The following is an 18997-nucleotide window of genomic DNA, read 5'->3' as shown; positions in this document are numbered from 1 at the left end:
GGCATCCTGCTCACCCGACACAAAGCTCATTACCCGAATGGACACAATTCCGCCCCCCAGCAGCACGAGAACCCCCTTGCCCACCGATCCAGTGCGGCAAGGGTTGTCATCTAGTCGTGGCTGGTCTCGTTTTTTGCTCCGCCTTTGAACCAGCGAAACAGGATGGCCATGACGGCCGCCAGAAACAGCACCAGCGAGGTAATCAGCAGGGCCCGGGTCAACAGTTCGCTGTGATGGAGGAAGAAGGGTGTATTCATCGCCAGTTTGCCCACCAAACTGAGGCAGAGCGCCCACATAAAGGCACTGGCAAAGCTGGCTACGCACATCCGCAGCACGCTCAGGCGGCCAATCCCCATCAGCATGGGGGTCAGCACCCGCACAAACGGGATAAAACGGGAGGAGAACATCGCCAGAAAACCGTACTTTTTCAGCAGCCGGGTCGCCTTGGGCAGGCTGTCGGGAGGCAACATCCGTTCGATATGATCCATAAAGCGGGTGCGCTGCAGGGCCCGTCCCTGCCAGTAGGCGAGCACGGAACCTATGCCAGCAGCCAACGGCAGATAGACAAGAGTCACTTCGGGGCCAAACACCCCCATGCCAACCAACCCACCGGCCAGAAGTACCAGGCTGTCCCCCGGCAGGGGCAGGAAGACGAATGCGGACTCCAGCAGCAGTACCAGCATCAGGCAACTGATCAGCAGGGGTACCGCCTGCATCTGAACCAGGGCGTCAAAATCCTGATGCCAAATGGCCATCAGCATATCCAGCATGTCACTCTCCCTACTACACGGTTCATCATGAACGAGGCAGGGGTTATAGCACCCATCCCCTGAACAAAACGTTAATTTTGTCCGGCACAGGAAATAAAGTGTGTCGAAATATTGCAGTAACCAGGGGAATGCAAGAAGGGCGAAAAGCAGAAACAAAAAGCCCCTCATCTTGCACGCACAAGGGAGAGGGGCAAACAGGCACAGAAATAAAACGGTTACTCGGCGGTGGCCATCTGCCAGGTTTTGAAGCCGCCGGAGAGATTCTTCACTTTAAAGCCGTGTTGGCTCAGCAGGCGACAGGCGACATGGCCGCGCAGCCCGACCTGACAGCTGATAAGCAGCTCTTTGTCCTTGGGCAACTCATGGAGGCGACCACGCAACTCGTCGAGGGGAATATGCAGCGCCCCCGGAATGCGGCCCAGCTTGTCGAGCTCCGGGCCATTGCGCACATCCACCACCAGCTGATGGGGGTTACGAGCCTGCACCTCGGCCACGTGGCAGAGCAGGGTGTCCCCCTTCAGGTGGTTGCTTGCCACAAAGCCCGCCATGTTGATCACATCCTTGGCCGAGCCGAACGGCGGCGCATAGGTGAGCTCAAGATCCTGCAGGTCAAACACGGTGAGACCGGCGCGCTGGGCCACCGCCAACACATCGATGCGCTTGTCGATGCCATCCTTGCCGATGGCCTGGGCGCCATAAATCTTGCCATCCGGGGCAAACAGCAGCTTGAGGCTGACCGGATGTGCGCCCGGGTAGTAACCGGCGTGGCTGCCCGGATGGACATAAACCTTCTCTAACGGCAATCCCAGTTGCACCAGTCGCTTCTCGTTGAGGCCGGTGCTGGCCACAGCCAGATCGAACAGCTTGCAGATGGCGGTCCCTTGCGTCTTCTTGTAGGTTTCGCTTCGGCCCAGCATATTGTCGGCGGCGATGCGCCCCTGCCGGTTGGCCGGGCCCGCCAGCGGGATCAGCACTGATTCATCGGTGACGAAATCAATCTCTTCCACCGCATCCCCCACCGCGTAGATGAAGGGATCCGAGGTACGCATCCCGGCATCCACCTTGATGCCGCCCCGCGGGCCCAGCTCCAGCCCCGCCTTGGCGGCGAGCAGGGTTTCCGGCTTGACGCCGATGGCGAGGATCAGCAGGCCGGTATCAAGATGGGAACCGTCATTGAGGGTCAGGCGCAGGCCACCGCTTTTGGCGGTCGGTACGGCGGAGGTCTTCTCGGCAGGCAGATCCAGACTCTCGATGGCGGTGAGGCCGGTGCGCAGGCGCAGGTCGATCCCCTCTTCCCGGATGCGGGCATGGAGCATGTTGGCCATCTCCTTGTCCACCGGCGCCATCACCTGATCGGCCAGCTCCAGCAGGGTGACATCCAGCTTGCGCTGATGCAGTGCCTCCATCATCTCCAGCCCGATAAAGCCGCCGCCCACCACAGTAACGTGGCGCGGTTGATCGTGATGCAGGGCCGCCAGAATGCGATCCATGTCCGGGATGTTGCGCAGGGTATAGACATAGGGGCTGTCGATACCGGGGAAGGGAGGACGGATCGGCACCGCCCCCGGGCTCAGCAGCAGCACATCGTAATGCTCGCGCTGCTCTTCACCGGTTTGCAGGTTGCGCACCAGCAAGGTCTTGCCCGCCTTGTCGATCTCGATCACATCGTGGAAGACCCGCACATCGACGTTGAAACGGCGCTTGAAACTCTGGGGGGTCTGCAGCAGCAAGGCATCCCGGTCGGGGATATCGCCCCCGATGTGATAGGGCAGACCGCAGTTGGCGAAGCTGACAAACTCGCCCCGCTCGAACATCACGATCTCTGCCTCTTCACTCAAACGACGAGCACGAGCCGCCGCCGATGCGCCCCCCGCGACACCACCGATAATCAGGATCCGTTTCATCTGCAAGACTCCTCATACATGATAATGGGCAATAAATTAGACTTTTCTAATTTAGAATTCAATGAAATTTTGTTTCACACCATTTTGCAGTATTCTTGCAACCCCGACGGTTGCTTAACAGGATGTTGTTTGTTCATGTCGTCTACCGCACTCAGTCATCTTCCTCCTGCCCTCCAGACGCCGCTCTTTTTCCGTCTGGATCTGCGCAGTCAACGGCTGGTCGCCCTGACCGACGTGATGCAAACCCCGCTCTACTGGCTCGACGAACCGCGCGCCCCCTGGCCTGCCCAGCTGCCCGATGCCCTGCGCCTGCCCATCGAACAACTGTTGGCCAACGGCCATGGCGGCAAGATCACCGTGCGCTTTGCCAGCCAGTTGTGGCATATCGCCCTCGCCCACGAGCAGGATGGCTTCTGGCTCATCTGTCTGCAGAACCTTTGTCAGGAGCCCATCGCCGACCTGGCATTGCAACTGCCGCGCCTCAGCCAGATGGCGAGCCAGCAGCAGTATGCGCCCCTGCTCGAGGCCCTTAAAGAGAGTTTGGGGGCCGATCGGCTCATCCTCTGGCACTATCAGGCCAACGGCGATCTCGGCAGCGAACAACTCACCCCGGTGTTCACCCTGGGGGTCGAGGCGCTCTACCCCATTCGTGGTGACAGCCGCTATATCCGCGCCCTGCGTACCCGCAAATCGTTGAGCTTCTCGGAGGCCGCCCACCAGCCGATGCTGAGCAATCACCTCTATCTGACCAGTGCCGGTGTGCGCTCACGCCTCGATGGTGCCCTGCTGGAGCAGGACAAGCTGTTCGGGGTGCTGAGTCTGGAGTATCTCGATCCCACCCCGCTTAGCGAGGAGATGTTGCAGCTGGTGCGCAGCAGCGCCCAGCTGCTCGGCCACTGGCAGCCGCAACCGGAAGAGCACCGCGCCGAGCTGGCCCTCCCGCCCGAACTGCACCAGCAGACCGGCATCGACTACTGCAAGACGCTGGTAAGCTGGGCCATGAGCGCCAGCGGTGCCCGGGTGGGCTGGATCGGCGAGTTCCAGCCCCGCGGTCAGGATCTCTGGATCATCCCCCGCTGCGTCATCAACGAGGAGATCTGCTCCACCCTCAAGCCCATCCAGCTCGACCCCGGCCCCGCTCAGGAGCTGTTCCAGCATGGTCAGGCCATCTATGTGGAAGATCTGCCCGTGCGCTATCCCAAGGCGACCCGGCTGCTGGCCCTCAATGCCAGCGCCTACATCGGCATTCCGCTCCATGGCCAGAGCGGCGCCCCCATTGGCCAGATCACCCTGCTGCTCGATACCCCCCTTGAGGAGCCCGAACAGCTGCTGGATCTATTGAGCAGCCAGCACGAGCGGGCCGCCATCGAACTCAAGCGCCTCGCCACCGACGATGCCCTGCGGCTGGCCGAGGTAGCCTTTAATACCCACGATGGGCTGATTGTGATGGATCACAACGGCATCATCCTCAAGGTCAACCACTCCTTCAGCCGGATCACCGGATTTGGCGAGGTAGAGGTGATCGGTCACTCCATTCGCAAGCTGCGCCCCACCTACTACGGGGATCATCTCAAAGAAGATGTCAGCCGCACCGTCAACGAGCAGGAGTTCTGGCTCGGGGAAGAGCGCTGCCTGCACAAGGATGGTCATCTCTTTCCGGTGCGCTTGATGGTGAACGGCGTCAAGGATGAGCAGGGGGAGCTCAGCCACTTCATCTGCAGCTTCTACGACATCACCCAGGAAAAAGAGGCGGCCAGACATATCGAGCAGCTCGCCTACTACGACGATCTCTGCGGTCTGCACAACCGCCGCAGCCTCAACCATATTTTGCAGCAGACCCTGAGCGCCACCAACGGCCAGTGGGGCGCCCTGCTGCTGGTGGATCTCGACAACTTCAAGTCGATCAACGACTCCCTCGGTCACGCCTGCGGCGATCTGCTGCTGCAGGCCGTGGTGCAGCGTTTCAGGGAGCTGCCCCAGGACAATCTGGTGCAGGCGCGCATCTCGGGGGATGAGTTTGCCCTGCTCTTTACCCAGCTCGGACAAGGCGAGGTCACCGCCAAAATTCTGGCAGAGCACTTCGCCCGCGAGCTAATGGGGCTGTTTCGCACCCCGTTCGACATCGGCGATCACAAACTGCACTGCAGCGCCTCGGTGGGGATCAGCCTCTTCTCCGGCAACGAGACGGATCATCTGGTCCTGATGCAACAGGCCGACACCGCGACCCACATGGCCAAGCGCGCCGGTCAGGGCCACTACGTCTTCTTTACCGAGGCGATGGCCCAGCACGAGAAAAATCGGCTGACCCTCACCAATGAGCTGCGCGATGCCCTGCGTCATCACGAGCTGCAACTCCACTACCAACCGCAATACCGGGTCGACAATGGCTCGCTGTCGGGTATCGAGGCGCTGCTGCGCTGGCAGCGCAGCGACGGCACCATGGTGCCACCCGGGGAGTTTATTCCCATCGCCGAAGAGACCAGCCTGATCCTCGAGATCGGCTACTGGGTGATGAAGACCGCCTGCGCCCAGTACAGCTTCTGGCTCAACCGTGGCCTGCAGATCCCCCATCTGTCGGTCAACGTCAGTGCCCGCCAGTTCCACACCCAGGGCTTCGTACAACAAGTGGAGTACATTCTGCGCGACACCGGTGTGCCCCCTTCCCGCCTGCTGCTGGAGGTAACCGAATCGGTAGTCTTGGAGAATCGGCAGGAGAGTATTGCCAGAATGCGCCAGCTCAAGGAGCTCGGCATCCTCATCTCCATCGACGACTTCGGCACCGGCTACTCGTCGCTGGCTTACCTGCGGGATCTGCCCGCCGACGAGGTGAAACTGGACAGAAGCTTCATTCAGACCCTGGTACACAGCGAACAGGACAGAGCCATCGTCAAGGCGATACTCGATCTGGCCCAGGTCTTTCGTTTTACCGTCACCGCCGAAGGGGTGGAAGAGGAGGCGCAGCTGGCCATCCTCAAAGCGCTGGGATGCCAGCATTATCAAGGGTTTCTCACCAGTCGGCCGCTCACCGTCAAGGGGCTGGAGCAGCTGCTTGGCAGCCGGGCGCCGGACTAAAGGTGTAGGATCAATAGGGGTTTATGTAATAAAATAACGGCCTGCTCGAATCGTTGGAGTTGTTTATGTCTGTCATTAATCGGATCCCTGCCGTTGAAATCAGCCAGCCAGCCGGAGCTCACGGCACCGTTGGCCGGATCCATTCCGTCGAAACCTGCGGCACTGTCGATGGCCCGGGAATACGCTTTATCGTATTCATGCAAGGCTGCCTGATGCGCTGCAAGTACTGCCACAACCGCGATACCTGGGATACCGAAGGTGGCCGCGAAGTGACCGTATCGGAGTTGATGAGTGACATCACCAGCTATCGCCACTTCATGAATGCCTCCGGCGGTGGCGTGACAGCGTCCGGCGGTGAAGCCATGCTGCAACCGGCTTTCATTACCGAACTCTTTACCGCCTGCAAAGAGAAAGGGATCCATACCTGTCTCGACACCAACGGCTTCGTCCGTCATCTCGACGAACAGGTGGACAAGCTGCTCGACCAGACCGATCTGGTGCTGCTCGACATCAAACAGATCAATGACGAGAAACACATTCCGCTGACTCACGTCAGCAACAGATACACCCTGGAGTTTGCCCGCTATCTGGCAGCCAAAGGCAAGACCATGTGGATCCGCTACGTGGTGGTGCCGACCTGGAGCGACGACGACGAGAGCGCCGAAGGGCTGGGCCAGTTTATCGCCGAGCTGGGCGAGAGCGTGGAGAAGGTGGAGCTGCTCCCCTACCATGAGCTCGGCAAACACAAGTGGGACGTGCTGGGCGATCCGTACGAGCTGAGCGGGATCAAGCCCCCCAGCAAGGAGACCATGGAACGGGTCAAGGGCATCCTCGGCAAGTACCACAACAACGTCAAATATTGATGGTAAAAGCAGGCTGACTCGTCAGCCTGCTCTGCTATGGGCGGTCGGGAAGGCCGCCCGGACTCTACTGCATGAATGGACGACAAGATGAGTGAAGGACAACTCGCCGCCCTCCTGATCTGGCTGGTACTGCTGGCCTTCAGCCTGCGCCGCTCTCTGTGGCAAACCCTCCATGACAACCCCCTCTATCAGCACCTGCTGCTGGGGAGTGCCATCGCGCTGGTGCCGCTCTGGTATCTAAGGGCCGGTCTGCATGAGGGGCTGGAGGTCCATTTTCTCGGGCTCACCTCCCTCACCCTGCTGCTGGGCTGGCGGCTGGCACTGCTCGCCCCCTGCCTGACCCTGCTGGTGCTCGGTTACTTCGGTGTCACCAATCTGGCCGATTTTGGCTGGCAGGCACTGGTGGGCATCGCCCTGCCGGTAGCCACCAGCTGGCTGCTGTTTCTGGCCAGCTGGGCCTGGCTGCCGCGCCATCTCTTTGTCTATATCTTCGTGGCCGCCTTTCTCGGTGGCGCCATCACCATCTCGGTCAAGGTGGCCGCCAGCGCATTGCTGATGGGGCTAAGTCACAGCTACCCCTGGCACACCATCACGGCGGATTACCTCTCCATCTGGCCACTGCTGCTGTTTCCCGAAGCCCTGCTCAACGGCATGGCGATGACGGTGCTGGCCATCTACCGCCCTCACTGGGTCAATACCTTCTTCGACCGCACTTATCTGGGCAAGTAGCTCTCTCTTTCCTGATCTGCGCCCATAAAAAAGGAGAGGCCATAGCCTCTCCTTTTGGTATTCAACATGTTGCCAAATCCCGGCTTAGTGCAGCTTCAGGGTCGGGCGCAGTACCCGGTTGATGCGACCCACCAGCATGATGAGGCCGGTCTTGACGTAGCCGTGCAGGGCGATCTGGTGCATCCGGTAGAGGGAGATGTAGACCAGACGGGCAATGTAGCCCTCCACCATCATGGAGCCGCGCATCAGGTTGCCCATCAGGCTGCCCACGGTGGAGAAGCGGCTGAGGGAGACCAGCGAACCGTGGTCGTGGTAGAGGTAGGGCTTCATCTCGCCGCCGTTCATCTTGGCCAGGATGTTCTTGAACGCCTGGCTGGCCATCTGGTGGGCAGACTGGGCGCGCGGCGGCACGAACTTGCCATCCGGCTGCGGGCAGGCTGCGCAGTCACCGATAACGAAGATGTTCTCGTCACGGGTAGTCTGCAGGGTCTCTTTCACCACCAGCTGGTTGATGCGGTTGGTCTCAAGACCGGCGATATCCTTCATGAAATCCGGAGCCTTGATACCGGCCGCCCACACCATCAGGTCAGCTTCAATCAGCTCGCCATCCTTGGTGTGCAGACCTTCGGCAGTCGCTTCGGTGATCATGGTGGCGGTACGCACATCCACACCCAGCTTGACCAGTTCCTGATGAGCGGCACCGCTGATGCGCTCCGGCAGGGCCGGCAGAATGCGCGGGCCCGCTTCCACCAGGGTCACCTTCAGGCTGTCGGTGGTGAGGTTCTTGAAGCCGTAGGCGTAGAGCTGCTCGACCGCATTGTAGAGCTCGGCAGAGAGCTCGACGCCGGTGGCGCCGCCGCCGACGATGGCAATCTTCACCTTGTCGCCCGGCTTATATTCGGTGGCGAACTGCAGGAAGCGGTTCATCATGCTGTTGTGGAAACGGTGCGCCTGGGAGGGGCTATCGAGGAAAATACAGTTATCCTTGATGCCCTTGGTGTTGAAGTCGTTGGAGACAGAACCGATGGCCATCACCAGATAGTCGTAGGGCAGCTCGCGCTCGTTGACCACGATGTCGCCATTGTCGTCGTGGATCGGGGCCAGCACGATGCGTTTATCGTCACGCTTGATGTCGGTCAGGGTGCCGAGCTGGAAGTCGAAACCGTGGTTCTTGGCGTGAGACTGGTAGCTCAGAGCATCGATGCCCGCGTCCATGGAGCCGGTGGCCACTTCGTGCAGCAGGGGTTTCCACAGGTGGGTGCGGTTGCGATCGACCAGAGTGATCTTGGCCTTGTTCTTCTTGCCAAGCTTGCGACCCAGACTGGTGGCCAGCTCCAGGCCACCGGCGCCGCCGCCTACAACGACAATATTCATCATGATGATTTTCCTCGGTTCCTCAAAACGAAAGGGAGCCATTGGCTCCCTAAAACGAAATCGGTCGACGTGATGGATCAGGCTTCTTTGAAGGCCTTCATCCGCTGCAGATGATGCGAGATATTTTTGAACTTATGAGTCTCGCGCTCATCCCACACGATGTCGTAATAGTTCTTCAATTCACGTTCAGTGTCCCGATTATCGCGCACTTCATCCTGAACGGAAAGGATACACAGGCAGTTTCCTGAATTTTTCTTACGAAATTCAGTTACACACTTGGTACCGATATCGTCATATTCTTCCGGCCGGTCGATCTTGCCCTGCATGTTCTCTTCCGGATGGAGGTTGGGGTTGAAGATCACCTGGCGAATGCCGCACAGAAAGCCGATCCGCTCGCTCCAGTAGCCACCAAGACCCACGCCGCAGATCAGCGGTTTGGGATCGGTACTCATATCGAGCTGTTTTTTCACTTCCTTGAGCAGATGGCTCATATCATGACGGGGGTGAACCGTGCTGTAGTGCACGAAACGCACATCATCATCAATAAACTGCAACTGCAGCACTTTCTCGTGATTGCCTGGGCTGGTGGCATCAAAGCCATGCAGATAGATGATCATGGATAAGACCTCAGGATCTGTGTCGGTTTTATCGAAACTACCCCAGCGGCGGCCCCGTGCGCCACCAAAACATCCAACTTTCTTGCTTTGGATCACGCCCCCGCCCCTGTTTGCGCCCAGCAGCCCGCGAGCGCCGTCACATGAAGACGGGCGCATTGCGAGCAACCCTCTGGTGCCCGACTATCAAAGTGAGATCGCCAGACCGATAATGATAAATCCCTTACCAATCTGAGATGCCCCCACCTCCTTCCCCTGCCAGCAGCCGGACACTTATCTGGCCGGTATGTGACTCATCCCGCAAAAACAAGGCGTTATCGCCAAACGTTTTCTCTCGTGAGCGGCGTTGTGCATGTTTTGTGCACTGACCCGTGCTGCACCGGCTCCCTCTCACTACTGCCGAGGGATCTGGCACCTCTGTCAATACACGAGATCAATGACCGGGAAAGCTGCGGCTTTCACTATCTTGCCTGTAGCAGTTGCGCGGGCTTCAAGGAGTGATCTGTTCATGAACGAGACCAATCCCCCCTCCCCCGACCGGGTGCGCGCAAGCGCCCGGTGGATGAAGTGGAGCGCATGCTCCCCATGGGCCAACTCTTTACCCTGGGCCTGCAACATGTGCTGGTGATGTACGCCGGCGCCGTGGCGGTGCCACTGGTGATTGGCGGCAGTCTGGGGCTGCCCAAGGAGCAGATCTCCTACCTTATCAGTTCGGATCTCTTCTGCTGCGGCATCGTCACCCTGCTGCAATGTGTCGGGATTGGCCGCTTTGCCGGGATCCGGCTGCCGGTCATCATGTCGGTCACCTTTGCCGCCGTGATGCCGATGCTGGCCATCGGAGCCAACCCGGATCTGGGGCTGACGGGCATCTTCGGTGCCACCATAGCCGCGGGTATCATCTCGACCCTGCTGGTGCCCCTGATAGGTCGGCTGATGCCGCTCTTCCCCACCGTCGTCACCGGGGTGGTTATCACCTCCATCGGGATCAGCATCATGCAGGTGGGGATCGACTGGATGGCGGGGGGCAAGGGTAATCCGGAATATGGCAGCCTGCGCTACATCGGCACCAGCTTTCTGGTGCTCGTCTTTATCCTGCTGGTGACCCGCTTCACCAAGGGCTTTTTCAGCAATATCTCGGTGCTGCTCGGGATCATCTTCGGTTTCGTGGTGGCCATCGCCATGGGCGAAGTGAGCCTCGATGGCCTCGGCGAGGCAGCCTGGTTTGCCCCCATAGTGCCCTTCGCCTTCGGCTGGCCTACCTTCGATCCCATCTCCATCGCCACCCTGACGGTGATCATGCTCATCACCTTTATCGAGTCGATGGGGATGTTTCTGGCCCTTGGCGACATCGTCGGCCATCCGGCCAGGCGCGGTGATATCGTGCGCGGGCTGCGGGTGGATGGCATCGGCACCATTATTGGTGGGATATTCAACAGCTTCCCCCACACCTCCTTCTCCCAGAATATCGGTCTGGTGAGCGTGACCGGGGTATCGAGTCGCTGGGTCTGTGTGATGTCGGGGGGATCCTGCTCGCCTTTGGCCTCATCCCCAAGATGTCGGTGCTGGTCGCCTCCATCCCGCCCTTCGTGCTGGGGGGCGCCGGTATCGTCATGTTCGGTATGGTGCTGGCCACCGGTATTCGTATCCTGGCGCGCACCGATTACAACAGCAACCGCCACAACCTCTATATCGTCGCCATCAGTCTCGGAATTGGCATGATCCCGACGGTCTCCGGGAATTTTTTCCAGCAGCTTCCGGCGCAGCTACAACCGCTTTTTCATAGCGGTATCCTGCTGGCCACCATCAGCTCGGTGCTGCTCAACCTCTTCTTCAACAGCTATCAGCCGGATCTGACTCACCAGACCCGCCCCCTGTTCGTTGGCCCCATCAAACCGCAGCAAGAGCAGGCATAACAAACAGGCCCCCGGACAGCGAGACTGTCCGGGGGCCTGTTGTTCATATCACCGCTGACCCAATCAGGCAGGCAACTGCGTGAAGCGCTCTACCGCCTGCGCTACTTGTGCCAGACTCCCCTGCCAGAAGGCGGCCTCACGGATATCCTGCCCCAGATGCTTGGCTACCAGATCTTCGGCGCTCATCCGGCCGGTATCGCGCAGCAAGGCGCGATACGCCTCGGCCACTCCCGCTTCCCCCGCCGCTTTGCGGCTCGTCAACTGCTGATAGACCCCGAGGCTGAACAGGTAACCGAACAGATAGGGGTAGTTGTAAAAACCCAGCCCCGCGATGGAGAAGTGCGCCTTGGCCGCCCAGAACATGGGGTGATAGCGGGTCAGGCTCCCCTCATACCAGCGTCCCCACGCCTCGTCGGTCAACGCCTTGAGTCGCTCTGCCGACACATAACCCTGCGCCCGCTCGGCCACCAAGGCCTGCTCGAAATCGAAGCGAGCCGGGATATTGACCAGGAAGGTGGCCGCGCCGTCGGCCTCGGCCCAGGTGATGGCCAGCTGCTCTTCCGGGCTTTGCGCCTGCTCGAACAGGGCGCTGCGCACCAGGGTTTCGGCGAAGATGGAAGCGGTCTCCGCCAGCGTCATGGGGTAGCTGCGCTGACTCATCGGCAGATCGCGGATCACCCAGTTGTGCCAGGCGTGACCCAGCTCATGGGCCAGGGTAATGACGTTATCCATGGTGCCGGCATAGGTGACGAAGACCCGCGGTTCGACCGGTTCGGCAAACTTGGTGCAGTAGGCGCCGGTGCGGCGATTTGGCGTGGGCGCCGCATCAATCCACCCCTTCTCGGCCATCATGCGGGCAAATGCCCCCATCTCGGGATCGAAACGGCTAAAGGCATCGGCAATCAACTCGATCGCCTCATTAAAAGGAATGTCACGGCTGCTGGAAGCTGGCGGCGGCGCAAAGAGATCCTCCGGCCCCAAATCGTCGAGACCAAGGCGCTCGGCCATCAGCTCCAGCGCCCGCTGGCCCAACCCACGGGCTCGCCAGGTTTCGCTCATCAGGGCATCGAGGGTGGCTCGCTCGATATGACTCTGGTGGCAGGAGAGATCCAGCGCATCGAGCACACGGGTTTTACCGCGCTGACGGGCCAGTTCCAGCCGCCAGCCGTTGAGGGCATTGAGGATAGCGGCAACCGTCTCCTGCTCCCCCTCCCAACCGGCGCTGATGGCATCAAAGGCTTCTAAACGCAGCGCACGTATCGGGCTGGAGAGCAGATTGCTCGCCTCGGCCAGCCCCATCTCGCGGCCATCAACGGTCAAGCGGATCTTGCCCACCAGATCGTTGTAGAGGTTGCCCCAGGCGTGCAGACCATCGGTGCCCAGACCGATCACCAGCTGCTCCGCCGCCACCGGCAAGCGCTGATCCTGCAAACGACGCTCGTGGCGCAGGCGGTACGCCTCCTCGCCGAGCAGCGGATCCGCCATCAGCGCGGCGAATTTCTCTTCCGGTAACGCCAGCATCAGATCTTCCACCGGCGCCAGGGTCTTGAACAGATCGGCGTTGAGGGCGCGGGCACGGGACGCCAGCTGTTTGGCCTGCGGATCCCGCGCATCCTGACTGCCGCGGCACGCGGCCAGAATGGCGACGTTCCAGCCGATATGGCGAATATCACGGGCGCGCAGCCGCACTTCCCGCAAGAAATCCAGCAGCGCAGCTGCATCGTCGCGCACCCCGTCCAGACCCGCCATATAGCTGGCCAGCACCTCCAGCGCGTGGCGGGCGGCGCGCATGTCCGCTTCCAACTCGGTGCTGTCAAGGCCCGGGTAGATATGGTCGTTATTCCACTGTTGTTGATACATAGCTTCTCGCAAAGGCCTTTATCGGGAGGCACAACAGACCTGCGGGCAGCAAGTCCGAAACCGGGCAACCCGAAGGCCAAAAAATGAAGAGAGGAAAAAAGAGAAAATGGCCCGCAAGCTCGCTTATCCCTTGGCCGGGGCAAGACGGCTCACCAGCGTCATCACAGCAACTAGCAGCAGACCCGCCACCACACCGGCCACGGCGTTGAGCAAGGTCGGCGTCACCGCCGCCAGTACGGCCCCCACAGTGGGCAGGGTGGCAACGACAGCGGCTGCGCCTTCAATCAGGTGATGGGCAAAAGGCCAGCCATGCACCAGAATGCCGCCACCCACCATAAACATGGCGATGGTGCCGACCAGTGCCAGCAGGTGCATCAGGCGGGGCGCCGTCACCAGCAGTCCCTGCCCCACCGCGCGGCGCAGGGCGCTGCCATCGGGCTTTTGCAACAGATGCAGACCGATGTCATCGAGCTTGACGATCAGCCCCACCAACCCGTAGACCCCGATGGTCATCAGCAGGGCGATGCCCGCCACTACCGAGAGCTGCAGCGCGAGGCTTGCTCCCTGTACCGTGCCAAGGGCGATGACGATGATCTCGGCAGAGAGAATAAAATCGGTGCGGATCGCTCCCTTCACCTTCTGCTGCTCAAACGCGGCCAAATCATCGGGAATAGGAGCAGTATGTGCCTCACCCTCACTCGCCTCATGGGGCAGGAACTTGTGGGCCAGCTTCTCGGCCCCCTCAAAGCAGAGGTAGGCACCTCCCAGCATCAAGAGCGGCGTGATAAGCCAGGGCACCAGGGCACTGATGGCGATGGCGGCGGGCACCAGAATCAGCTTGTTGCGAAATGACCCCTTGGCCACCGCCCACACCACCGGCAACTCCCGCTCGGCGCGCACCCCGGAGACCTGCTCCGCGTTGAGGGCCAGATCATCACCCAACACCCCGGCGGTCTTCTTGGCCGCCATCTTGGTCATCAGCGCCACGTCATCGAGCACGCTGGCGATATCGTCGAGCAGGGCCAACAAACTGGTTCCGGCCATATCAAAGATTCCTTATATCAGTGAGAACAACACCGCGAGAGAGATGTACATCCCGATAACCACCAGGGTCAACAGGACCACCTCATGGCGATCGCAGGCCATCATCGGCCGAGCCAAAAATCCGGCGCTCGCCATCGGGGGGTTACGTCTTTCGGGCAAAAGATGGCACAGTGTAACGAGAAGCCGCCGTTTCGGCAGCACCCCTGAGCCATTTGTTCCTGGTTCCCTCTGAATCACCTCAAGGAGTTCCCATGCAACCCTGGCAACCTCTGCTCGATCTCTGGTTTGGCGACGAAGCCGATGATGTCCTGCGGGCCACACGGCAAGCCCTCCTCTGGTGGGGAAAAAACAGCGAAACGGATGCCCTGCTGGCCAGCCGCTTTGGCGAGCTGGCACAGGCCGCAGCCGAGGGCTGCCTCGCCCACTGGGCCGATGCTCCCAGCGGTCGGCTGGCGCTGATCCTGCTGCTTGACCAGTTGCCCCGCAATATCCATCGCGGCACGCCTGCGGCCTTTGACCAGGATCCGCTGGCCAGGGATCTCTGCCTGAAAGGGCTATCCATCGGGGCGGACAAATCCCTCTCGCCACTGGAGCGGGTCTTCTTCTATCTGCCGCTGGAGCATGCCGAATCCCGCGAACAACAGGCCAGAAGTGTGGCGCTGTTCGAGGCACTGGCTGCCGAGCAGGCTGGCACACCGGCGCAAGCAACGTTTGCCGGATTTGCCGACTTTGCCCGCCGCCATCAGGTGATCATCGAACGCTTTGGCCGCTTCCCCCACCGCAACGACATACTCGGTCGCACCAGCACACCGGAAGAGGCGGCATTTTTGCAGCAACCGGGCTCAGGCTTCTAAGCAAGCCATATAAAAAAATCCCCGCCAGCTGGCTGGCGGGGATAGCGGATGGATAACAACCGTCGGCGTTACTGAATGCGATAGCGGGATATCTGCTGGTGGATGCTCTCGGTGGTGACATTGAGCTCCTCGGCGGCGGCTGAGGTCTCTTCCGCTGTGCTGCTGGTCTGCTGCACGACCTGAGCAATCTGCTCCACCTGATGAGCGATCGACTCGGCGGCAGAGCTCTGCTCGCGGATGGCATTGGTGATCTCGCCCACCTGCTCCATCACCCGGTGCGACGCACTGCGGATTTCGGCAATAATGGCTCCACTCTCGGTCGCCATGGTGACCCCCTGGCTCACCTTCTCCTCCACAAGATGCATGCGGGAGACCGTATTGTTCGACTCCTGCTGGATCGCCTCTACGGTGGCGGAGATCTCCTGAGTGGATTGGGCTGTGCGCTCAGCCAGTTTGCGCACCTCATCCGCTACTACCGCAAAACCACGGCCGGACTCCCCGGCCCTCGCCGCTTCAATGGCCGCGTTCAAGGCCAGCAAGTTGGTCTGCCCCGCCACATCACGGATCACGTTGACCACACCGCCAATGCGCGAAATGCCCTCACCCAGCGCAATGACCTCGGCCGAGGCCTGCCGGATCGAGTCGGCGATCTCGTTGATGGCATGAACGGTGCGCTCAATGGTCCGGCCCCCTTCGGTCGCCAGTTGCCCCGACTCGTTGGTGATGCGGCTCGTCTCCTGAGTGCGCTGGGAGATATCGGTGATGCTGACCGTCATCTCTTCCACACCGGCGGCTATCAGACTGGTGGCATCATTGGCCTGATTAGCCGAGCTGGCCAGGTGCTGCGCTGCCTGAGAGAGGGATTCGGCAGTGCTCTTGATCTGCAAGCTGCCTACGGAAAATTCGGTAAATGTCTGTTGCAGCGTATCGAGCAGCCGGTTGACCGCATTGAGGGTCAGGCCAATCTCATCCTGCTGTTTAACATCTGCTCTCAGGGTAAAGTTGAGGTCACGCTGGATCCGGGTCAGGGTATCCATGGCGGTGCGAAGGGGATTGGCCACCTGATTGAACAACCAGACAAACAGCCCCATCGTCAGTACGGTGGCACCACCGGCGATAAACAACAGGGTTTGCAGGCTGTTGTCATAATTCTCCTGGCCCTGCTTCTTGAGCGCCAGTCCCAAATCCATATTGAAGTTGACGTGGAGCTCGATTGCCTTGGCAAACTGCTGGAACACTCTGGTGGCTTCTCCTGCCTGCATGTCTCGCGCTTCATCGTTCTTGTTTTGTCTGGAGAGCTGCAGAACCTTGTCTATCTCCTGATAATATTGCGCGATAATGCGCTGATCATCGTCGGTCAGGCGTCGGTCTTCGTCATTGGAGAGCATCTCTGCTTTATATTTCTCCAGTTGCGAATTGATCTGTTTGCGATGCTCGGCAATATCCGCTTCTATCTGCTGCATCTTGTCATTGTCGGTGTTGAGGATATGGCTTTGAACCCGGGAGTGCAGCTCATAAAATGCAGCCTGCACCTCCTTGATCAGCGCAATACTGGGCACCGTATTGTCCGTCACATAGCTCAAGTCTCGATTGCCAGCCCCAAGGCGGTTGATACTGAACCAGCTGAGGAAAACAAGCGCCAGCATAACCAGCAGCGCTATCAGTTGAAGCCGACGAGCAATGTTCATAACCGTACACTCCAGATAAAAACTATCTAGCAGTGTAGACGAGCCATAAACAACAACGGCCCGCATTGGCGGGCCGTTGTTGTTTATTTTTCATAGCGTTGTGATCAGGCCTTGGCTGGCTCACTCTCACCCAGCGCGACAGTTTCACCCAGACTGTCTTCGGTCTTGGCAACCACGCTGGCGGCGATGGCGTTGCCCAGCACGTTGGTGGCAGAGCGGCCCATGTCGAGGAAGTGATCGATCCCCAGCAGCAGCAGGATGCCCGCTTCCGGAATATGGAACTGGTTCAGGGTAGCGGCAATCACCACCAGAGAGGCACGCGGTACCCCAGCCATCCCCTTGGAGGTGACCATCAACAGCAGCAGCATGGTGATCTGCTGGGCCATGGAGAGCTCGATGCCATACGCCTGGGCGATGAACATCACCGCGAAGGTGCAGTACATCATGGAGCCGTCGAGGTTGAAGGAGTAACCCATCGGCAGCACGAAGCTGGCGATGCGCTTGTCACAACCGAACTTCTCCAGACGATCCAGGGTCTTCGGATAGGCCGCTTCGGAGCTGGCAGTCGAGAAGGCCAGCAGGATGGGTTCGCGGATCATCGCCAGCAGCTTGATGACACGGCCACGCAGGAAGACGCTGCCCATGGCGATCAGCAGCAGCCAGAGGCAGGCCAGCGCGATGTAGAACTGGGCCATAAAGCTGCCGTAGGTAACCAGAATACCCAGCCCCTCTTTGGCCACCATGGCAGCGATGGCGCCAAACACCGCGAACGGCGCAAAGTTCATCACATAACCGGTCACTTTCAGCATGATCTCGGCAGCGCTGGCCATCAGCACCACTACCGGCTTGGCCAGATCGCCGAGCGCGGCGGCAGCCAGACCGAAGAAGAGGGAGAAGACCACGATCTGCAGGATCTCGTTGGTGGCCATCGCCTCGACCACGCTCTTGGGAATGGCGTGGGTCACGAAATCTTTCAGGGTAATGGCACCGGCAGCAATGCCCGAGCTGGCGGTGTCATTGGGCAGGGAGAGCGAAAGCCCCACACCCGGCTGCATCAGGGTCACCATCACCAGACCCAGGCTCAGGGACATCAGGGAGGCCAGCATGAACCAGCCGAGGGTCTTGGCACCGATACGCCCCACGGTGCGGGTGTCGCCCATCTTGGCGATACCGACCACCAGGGTGGTGAAGACCAGGGGAGCGATGATCATCTTGATCAGGCGCAGGAAGATATCGGTCAGGATCGTGATGTTATTGGCGAAATCCGCAGCCTGATCTGCGGCAAACATCCGATAGCCCTGGCCGGTGAGGATGCCAAACATCATGGAGATGAGGATGGCGACCGTCAGTTTATTCATTTTCATGGGGGAGTCCCGGTTTTGATTGGTGCAAGCCGTAAACAGTGGCGTGGGAGCCACTACAGTCCGTTTTTGTGATCCGAGCCGTTGATTCCTGGCGGCTGGTATGCTGGGAGAATGCCTAAAAGCAGGGGGTAAATCTAGAGGCTTTATCCAGAATTTTATCCTGCCATTAGGTGTATGTGATATGGATCTTGCAAACCACCAATATTAATCACTGTTTATTTTGATTTCGGCGAGATATTTCGCATTCAGAGCTCGCTCATCGAGTGCCCGTGGCAACAGGCGAAAAGTGAGCAGCGCCGAGATGGTATGCTGCACCTGCATCTGGGCCATAAAGAGATCCGGTTCATCCTCGTCAAAGCCAAAGATCGGCCGTGATGGGGTCACCCTGACGGCATCGCGGTTAATGGTCAGCTCATCGACCTTGAGCCAGGAGTAACCCTCTGCCAGTGCCAGCTCCCCTGCCCGCTTGAGTACATATTTGCGGGCGGTCTCCCTGTCCACCAGATCGTTGCCGACAAACTCCAGTTGCCACTTGTCCGGGCCAAGCCGGGTCTGGGAGAAACCGGTCTGGCCGTTCCAGAATGACTTTTCACTCTCGTAAGGGGTGGCGCAGCCCACCAGCAGCAGGGTGAGCATCAGCAGACAACAGGGTTTAGATACGGATGCAGACACGAAAGGCCTCGCCAGGCAAATGAGCAACAGAGTTGTTACTACACCATAAAGCGCGGTGGCTGCACAATCGACTCACGCCAGCAGCGACCAGCATGCATCACCACTGGCTTCGCGCCTGTGCGGCAAATTGCAGGCAAAAGAAAAGGCCTTGTCGTTTGACAAGGCCTTTACCGGGGAATTTGGTCGGTGTGAGAGGATTCGAACCTCCGACCCTCTACACCCCATGCAGATGCGCTACCTGGCTGCGCTACACACCGACGGAGTCAGCTCGGCTGA

General features: G+C 59.8%; 13 protein-coding genes, 1 tRNA gene and 1 pseudogene. 5 read left to right on the top strand and 10 right to left on the bottom strand.

Annotated elements, in window-relative coordinates; genetic code table 11:
• Positions 1–110: 110 nt before the first annotated feature.
• Together ACTG2S_RS09550 and ACTG2S_RS09545 are read right to left on the bottom strand one after the other, a co-directional pair.
• Positions 111–770: a DedA family protein gene (locus ACTG2S_RS09550; RefSeq protein ID WP_005353037.1), complete on the bottom strand. Its 660-nt coding sequence runs from the start codon at positions 768–770 to the stop codon at positions 111–113.
• Positions 771–985: 215 nt separating this feature from the next.
• Entirely contained in the window at positions 986–2674 is a 1689-nt protein-coding gene (locus tag ACTG2S_RS09545; protein WP_265775775.1) for an FAD-dependent oxidoreductase, read from the bottom strand.
• 135 nt (positions 2675–2809) lie between these two features.
• Here ACTG2S_RS09545 and ACTG2S_RS09540 point away from each other — a divergent pair, with 135 nt between their 5' ends.
• From ACTG2S_RS09540 to ACTG2S_RS09530, 3 genes are all read left to right on the top strand, one after another.
• The gene (locus ACTG2S_RS09540) at positions 2810–5746 is read left to right on the top strand and encodes a sensor domain-containing phosphodiesterase (RefSeq protein WP_439982383.1); all 2937 of its coding nucleotides are present in this window, start codon (positions 2810–2812) and stop codon (positions 5744–5746) included.
• Positions 5747–5811: 65 nt separating this feature from the next.
• On the top strand, positions 5812–6609 hold the full coding sequence (gene pflA / locus ACTG2S_RS09535; RefSeq protein ID WP_270658679.1) for a pyruvate formate lyase 1-activating protein: 798 nt from the start codon (positions 5812–5814) through the stop codon (positions 6607–6609).
• An 87-nt stretch (positions 6610–6696) separates the two neighbouring features.
• Positions 6697–7338, top strand: coding sequence for an energy-coupling factor ABC transporter permease (locus ACTG2S_RS09530; RefSeq protein ID WP_043819419.1), 642 nt, complete (start codon positions 6697–6699; stop codon positions 7336–7338).
• Between the two features lie 84 nt (positions 7339–7422).
• Here the strand turns inward: ACTG2S_RS09530 and ACTG2S_RS09525 are convergent, their stop codons facing one another.
• Both ACTG2S_RS09525 and ycfP read right to left on the bottom strand, forming a co-directional pair.
• Positions 7423–8715, bottom strand: coding sequence for an NAD(P)/FAD-dependent oxidoreductase (locus ACTG2S_RS09525; protein WP_021230998.1), 1293 nt, complete (start codon positions 8713–8715; stop codon positions 7423–7425).
• Positions 8716–8789: 74 nt separating this feature from the next.
• Positions 8790–9329 (bottom strand): alpha/beta hydrolase YcfP, encoded by a 540-nt coding sequence (gene ycfP / locus ACTG2S_RS09520; RefSeq protein WP_005334000.1) that lies wholly within the window; start codon positions 9327–9329, stop codon positions 8790–8792.
• A 505-nt stretch (positions 9330–9834) separates the two neighbouring features.
• Between ycfP and ACTG2S_RS09515 the strand changes: the two are divergent.
• Positions 9835–11239: pseudogene (locus tag ACTG2S_RS09515) on the top strand (nucleobase:cation symporter-2 family protein).
• Positions 11240–11302: 63 nt separating this feature from the next.
• On the opposite strand, the gene ACTG2S_RS09510 reads toward ACTG2S_RS09515, so the two are convergent.
• A complete protein-coding gene (locus tag ACTG2S_RS09510) occupies positions 11303–13099 on the bottom strand; it encodes a M3 family oligoendopeptidase (protein ID WP_265775778.1) in 1797 nt (598 codons plus the stop codon).
• Between the two features lie 123 nt (positions 13100–13222).
• On the bottom strand, positions 13223–14143 hold the full coding sequence (locus tag ACTG2S_RS09505; RefSeq protein WP_019445488.1) for a DUF808 domain-containing protein: 921 nt from the start codon (positions 14141–14143) through the stop codon (positions 13223–13225).
• A 251-nt stretch (positions 14144–14394) separates the two neighbouring features.
• Here ACTG2S_RS09505 and ACTG2S_RS09500 point away from each other — a divergent pair, with 251 nt between their 5' ends.
• Entirely contained in the window at positions 14395–14997 is a 603-nt protein-coding gene (locus tag ACTG2S_RS09500) for a DUF924 family protein (protein WP_265775779.1), read from the top strand.
• A 68-nt stretch (positions 14998–15065) separates the two neighbouring features.
• Here ACTG2S_RS09500 and ACTG2S_RS09495 read toward each other — a convergent pair whose 3' ends face one another.
• The 4 genes from ACTG2S_RS09495 to ACTG2S_RS09480 all read right to left on the bottom strand — a co-directional run bounded on the left by ACTG2S_RS09495 (position 15066) and on the right by ACTG2S_RS09480 (position 18978).
• A complete protein-coding gene (locus tag ACTG2S_RS09495) occupies positions 15066–16685 on the bottom strand; it encodes a methyl-accepting chemotaxis protein (RefSeq protein ID WP_274160385.1) in 1620 nt (539 codons plus the stop codon).
• A 104-nt stretch (positions 16686–16789) separates the two neighbouring features.
• Positions 16790–18049: a dicarboxylate/amino acid:cation symporter gene (locus tag ACTG2S_RS09490; RefSeq protein ID WP_005334018.1), complete on the bottom strand. Its 1260-nt coding sequence runs from the start codon at positions 18047–18049 to the stop codon at positions 16790–16792.
• A 204-nt stretch (positions 18050–18253) separates the two neighbouring features.
• Entirely contained in the window at positions 18254–18685 is a 432-nt protein-coding gene (locus tag ACTG2S_RS09485) for a CC0125/CC1285 family lipoprotein (RefSeq protein WP_307896835.1), read from the bottom strand.
• 216 nt (positions 18686–18901) lie between these two features.
• Positions 18902–18978 (bottom strand) — tRNA-Pro (locus tag ACTG2S_RS09480).
• Between the last annotated feature and the right edge of the window lie 19 nt (positions 18979–18997).

The sequence above is a fragment of the Aeromonas sp. 82P genome, assembly GCF_051919365.1.
GTDB classification, from domain to species: domain Bacteria; phylum Pseudomonadota; class Gammaproteobacteria; order Enterobacterales; family Aeromonadaceae; genus Aeromonas; species Aeromonas veronii.
This window is presented reverse-complemented; position numbering and strand designations above follow the sequence as displayed.

Bases quoted from the DNA above. Each gene is read 5' to 3' on its own strand.
- ACTG2S_RS09550 (WP_005353037.1), bottom strand. From the start codon at position 770: ATGCTGGATATGCTGATGGCCATTTGGCATCAGGATTTTGACGCCCTG.
- ACTG2S_RS09545 (WP_265775775.1), bottom strand. From the start codon at position 2,674: ATGAAACGGATCCTGATTATCGGTGGTGTCGCGGGGGGCGCATCGGCG.
- ACTG2S_RS09540 (WP_439982383.1), top strand. From the start codon at position 2,810: ATGTCGTCTACCGCACTCAGTCATCTTCCTCCTGCCCTCCAGACGCCG.
- pflA (WP_270658679.1), top strand. From the start codon at position 5,812: ATGTCTGTCATTAATCGGATCCCTGCCGTTGAAATCAGCCAGCCAGCC.
- ACTG2S_RS09530 (WP_043819419.1), top strand. From the start codon at position 6,697: ATGAGTGAAGGACAACTCGCCGCCCTCCTGATCTGGCTGGTACTGCTG.
- ACTG2S_RS09525 (WP_021230998.1), bottom strand. From the start codon at position 8,715: ATGATGAATATTGTCGTTGTAGGCGGCGGCGCCGGTGGCCTGGAGCTG.
- ycfP (WP_005334000.1), bottom strand. From the start codon at position 9,329: ATGATCATCTATCTGCATGGCTTTGATGCCACCAGCCCAGGCAATCAC.
- ACTG2S_RS09510 (WP_265775778.1), bottom strand. From the start codon at position 13,099: ATGTATCAACAACAGTGGAATAACGACCATATCTACCCGGGCCTTGAC.
- ACTG2S_RS09505 (WP_019445488.1), bottom strand. From the start codon at position 14,143: ATGGCCGGAACCAGTTTGTTGGCCCTGCTCGACGATATCGCCAGCGTG.
- ACTG2S_RS09500 (WP_265775779.1), top strand. From the start codon at position 14,395: ATGCAACCCTGGCAACCTCTGCTCGATCTCTGGTTTGGCGACGAAGCC.
- ACTG2S_RS09495 (WP_274160385.1), bottom strand. From the start codon at position 16,685: ATGAACATTGCTCGTCGGCTTCAACTGATAGCGCTGCTGGTTATGCTG.
- ACTG2S_RS09490 (WP_005334018.1), bottom strand. From the start codon at position 18,049: ATGAAAATGAATAAACTGACGGTCGCCATCCTCATCTCCATGATGTTT.
- ACTG2S_RS09485 (WP_307896835.1), bottom strand. From the start codon at position 18,685: ATGCTCACCCTGCTGCTGGTGGGCTGCGCCACCCCTTACGAGAGTGAA.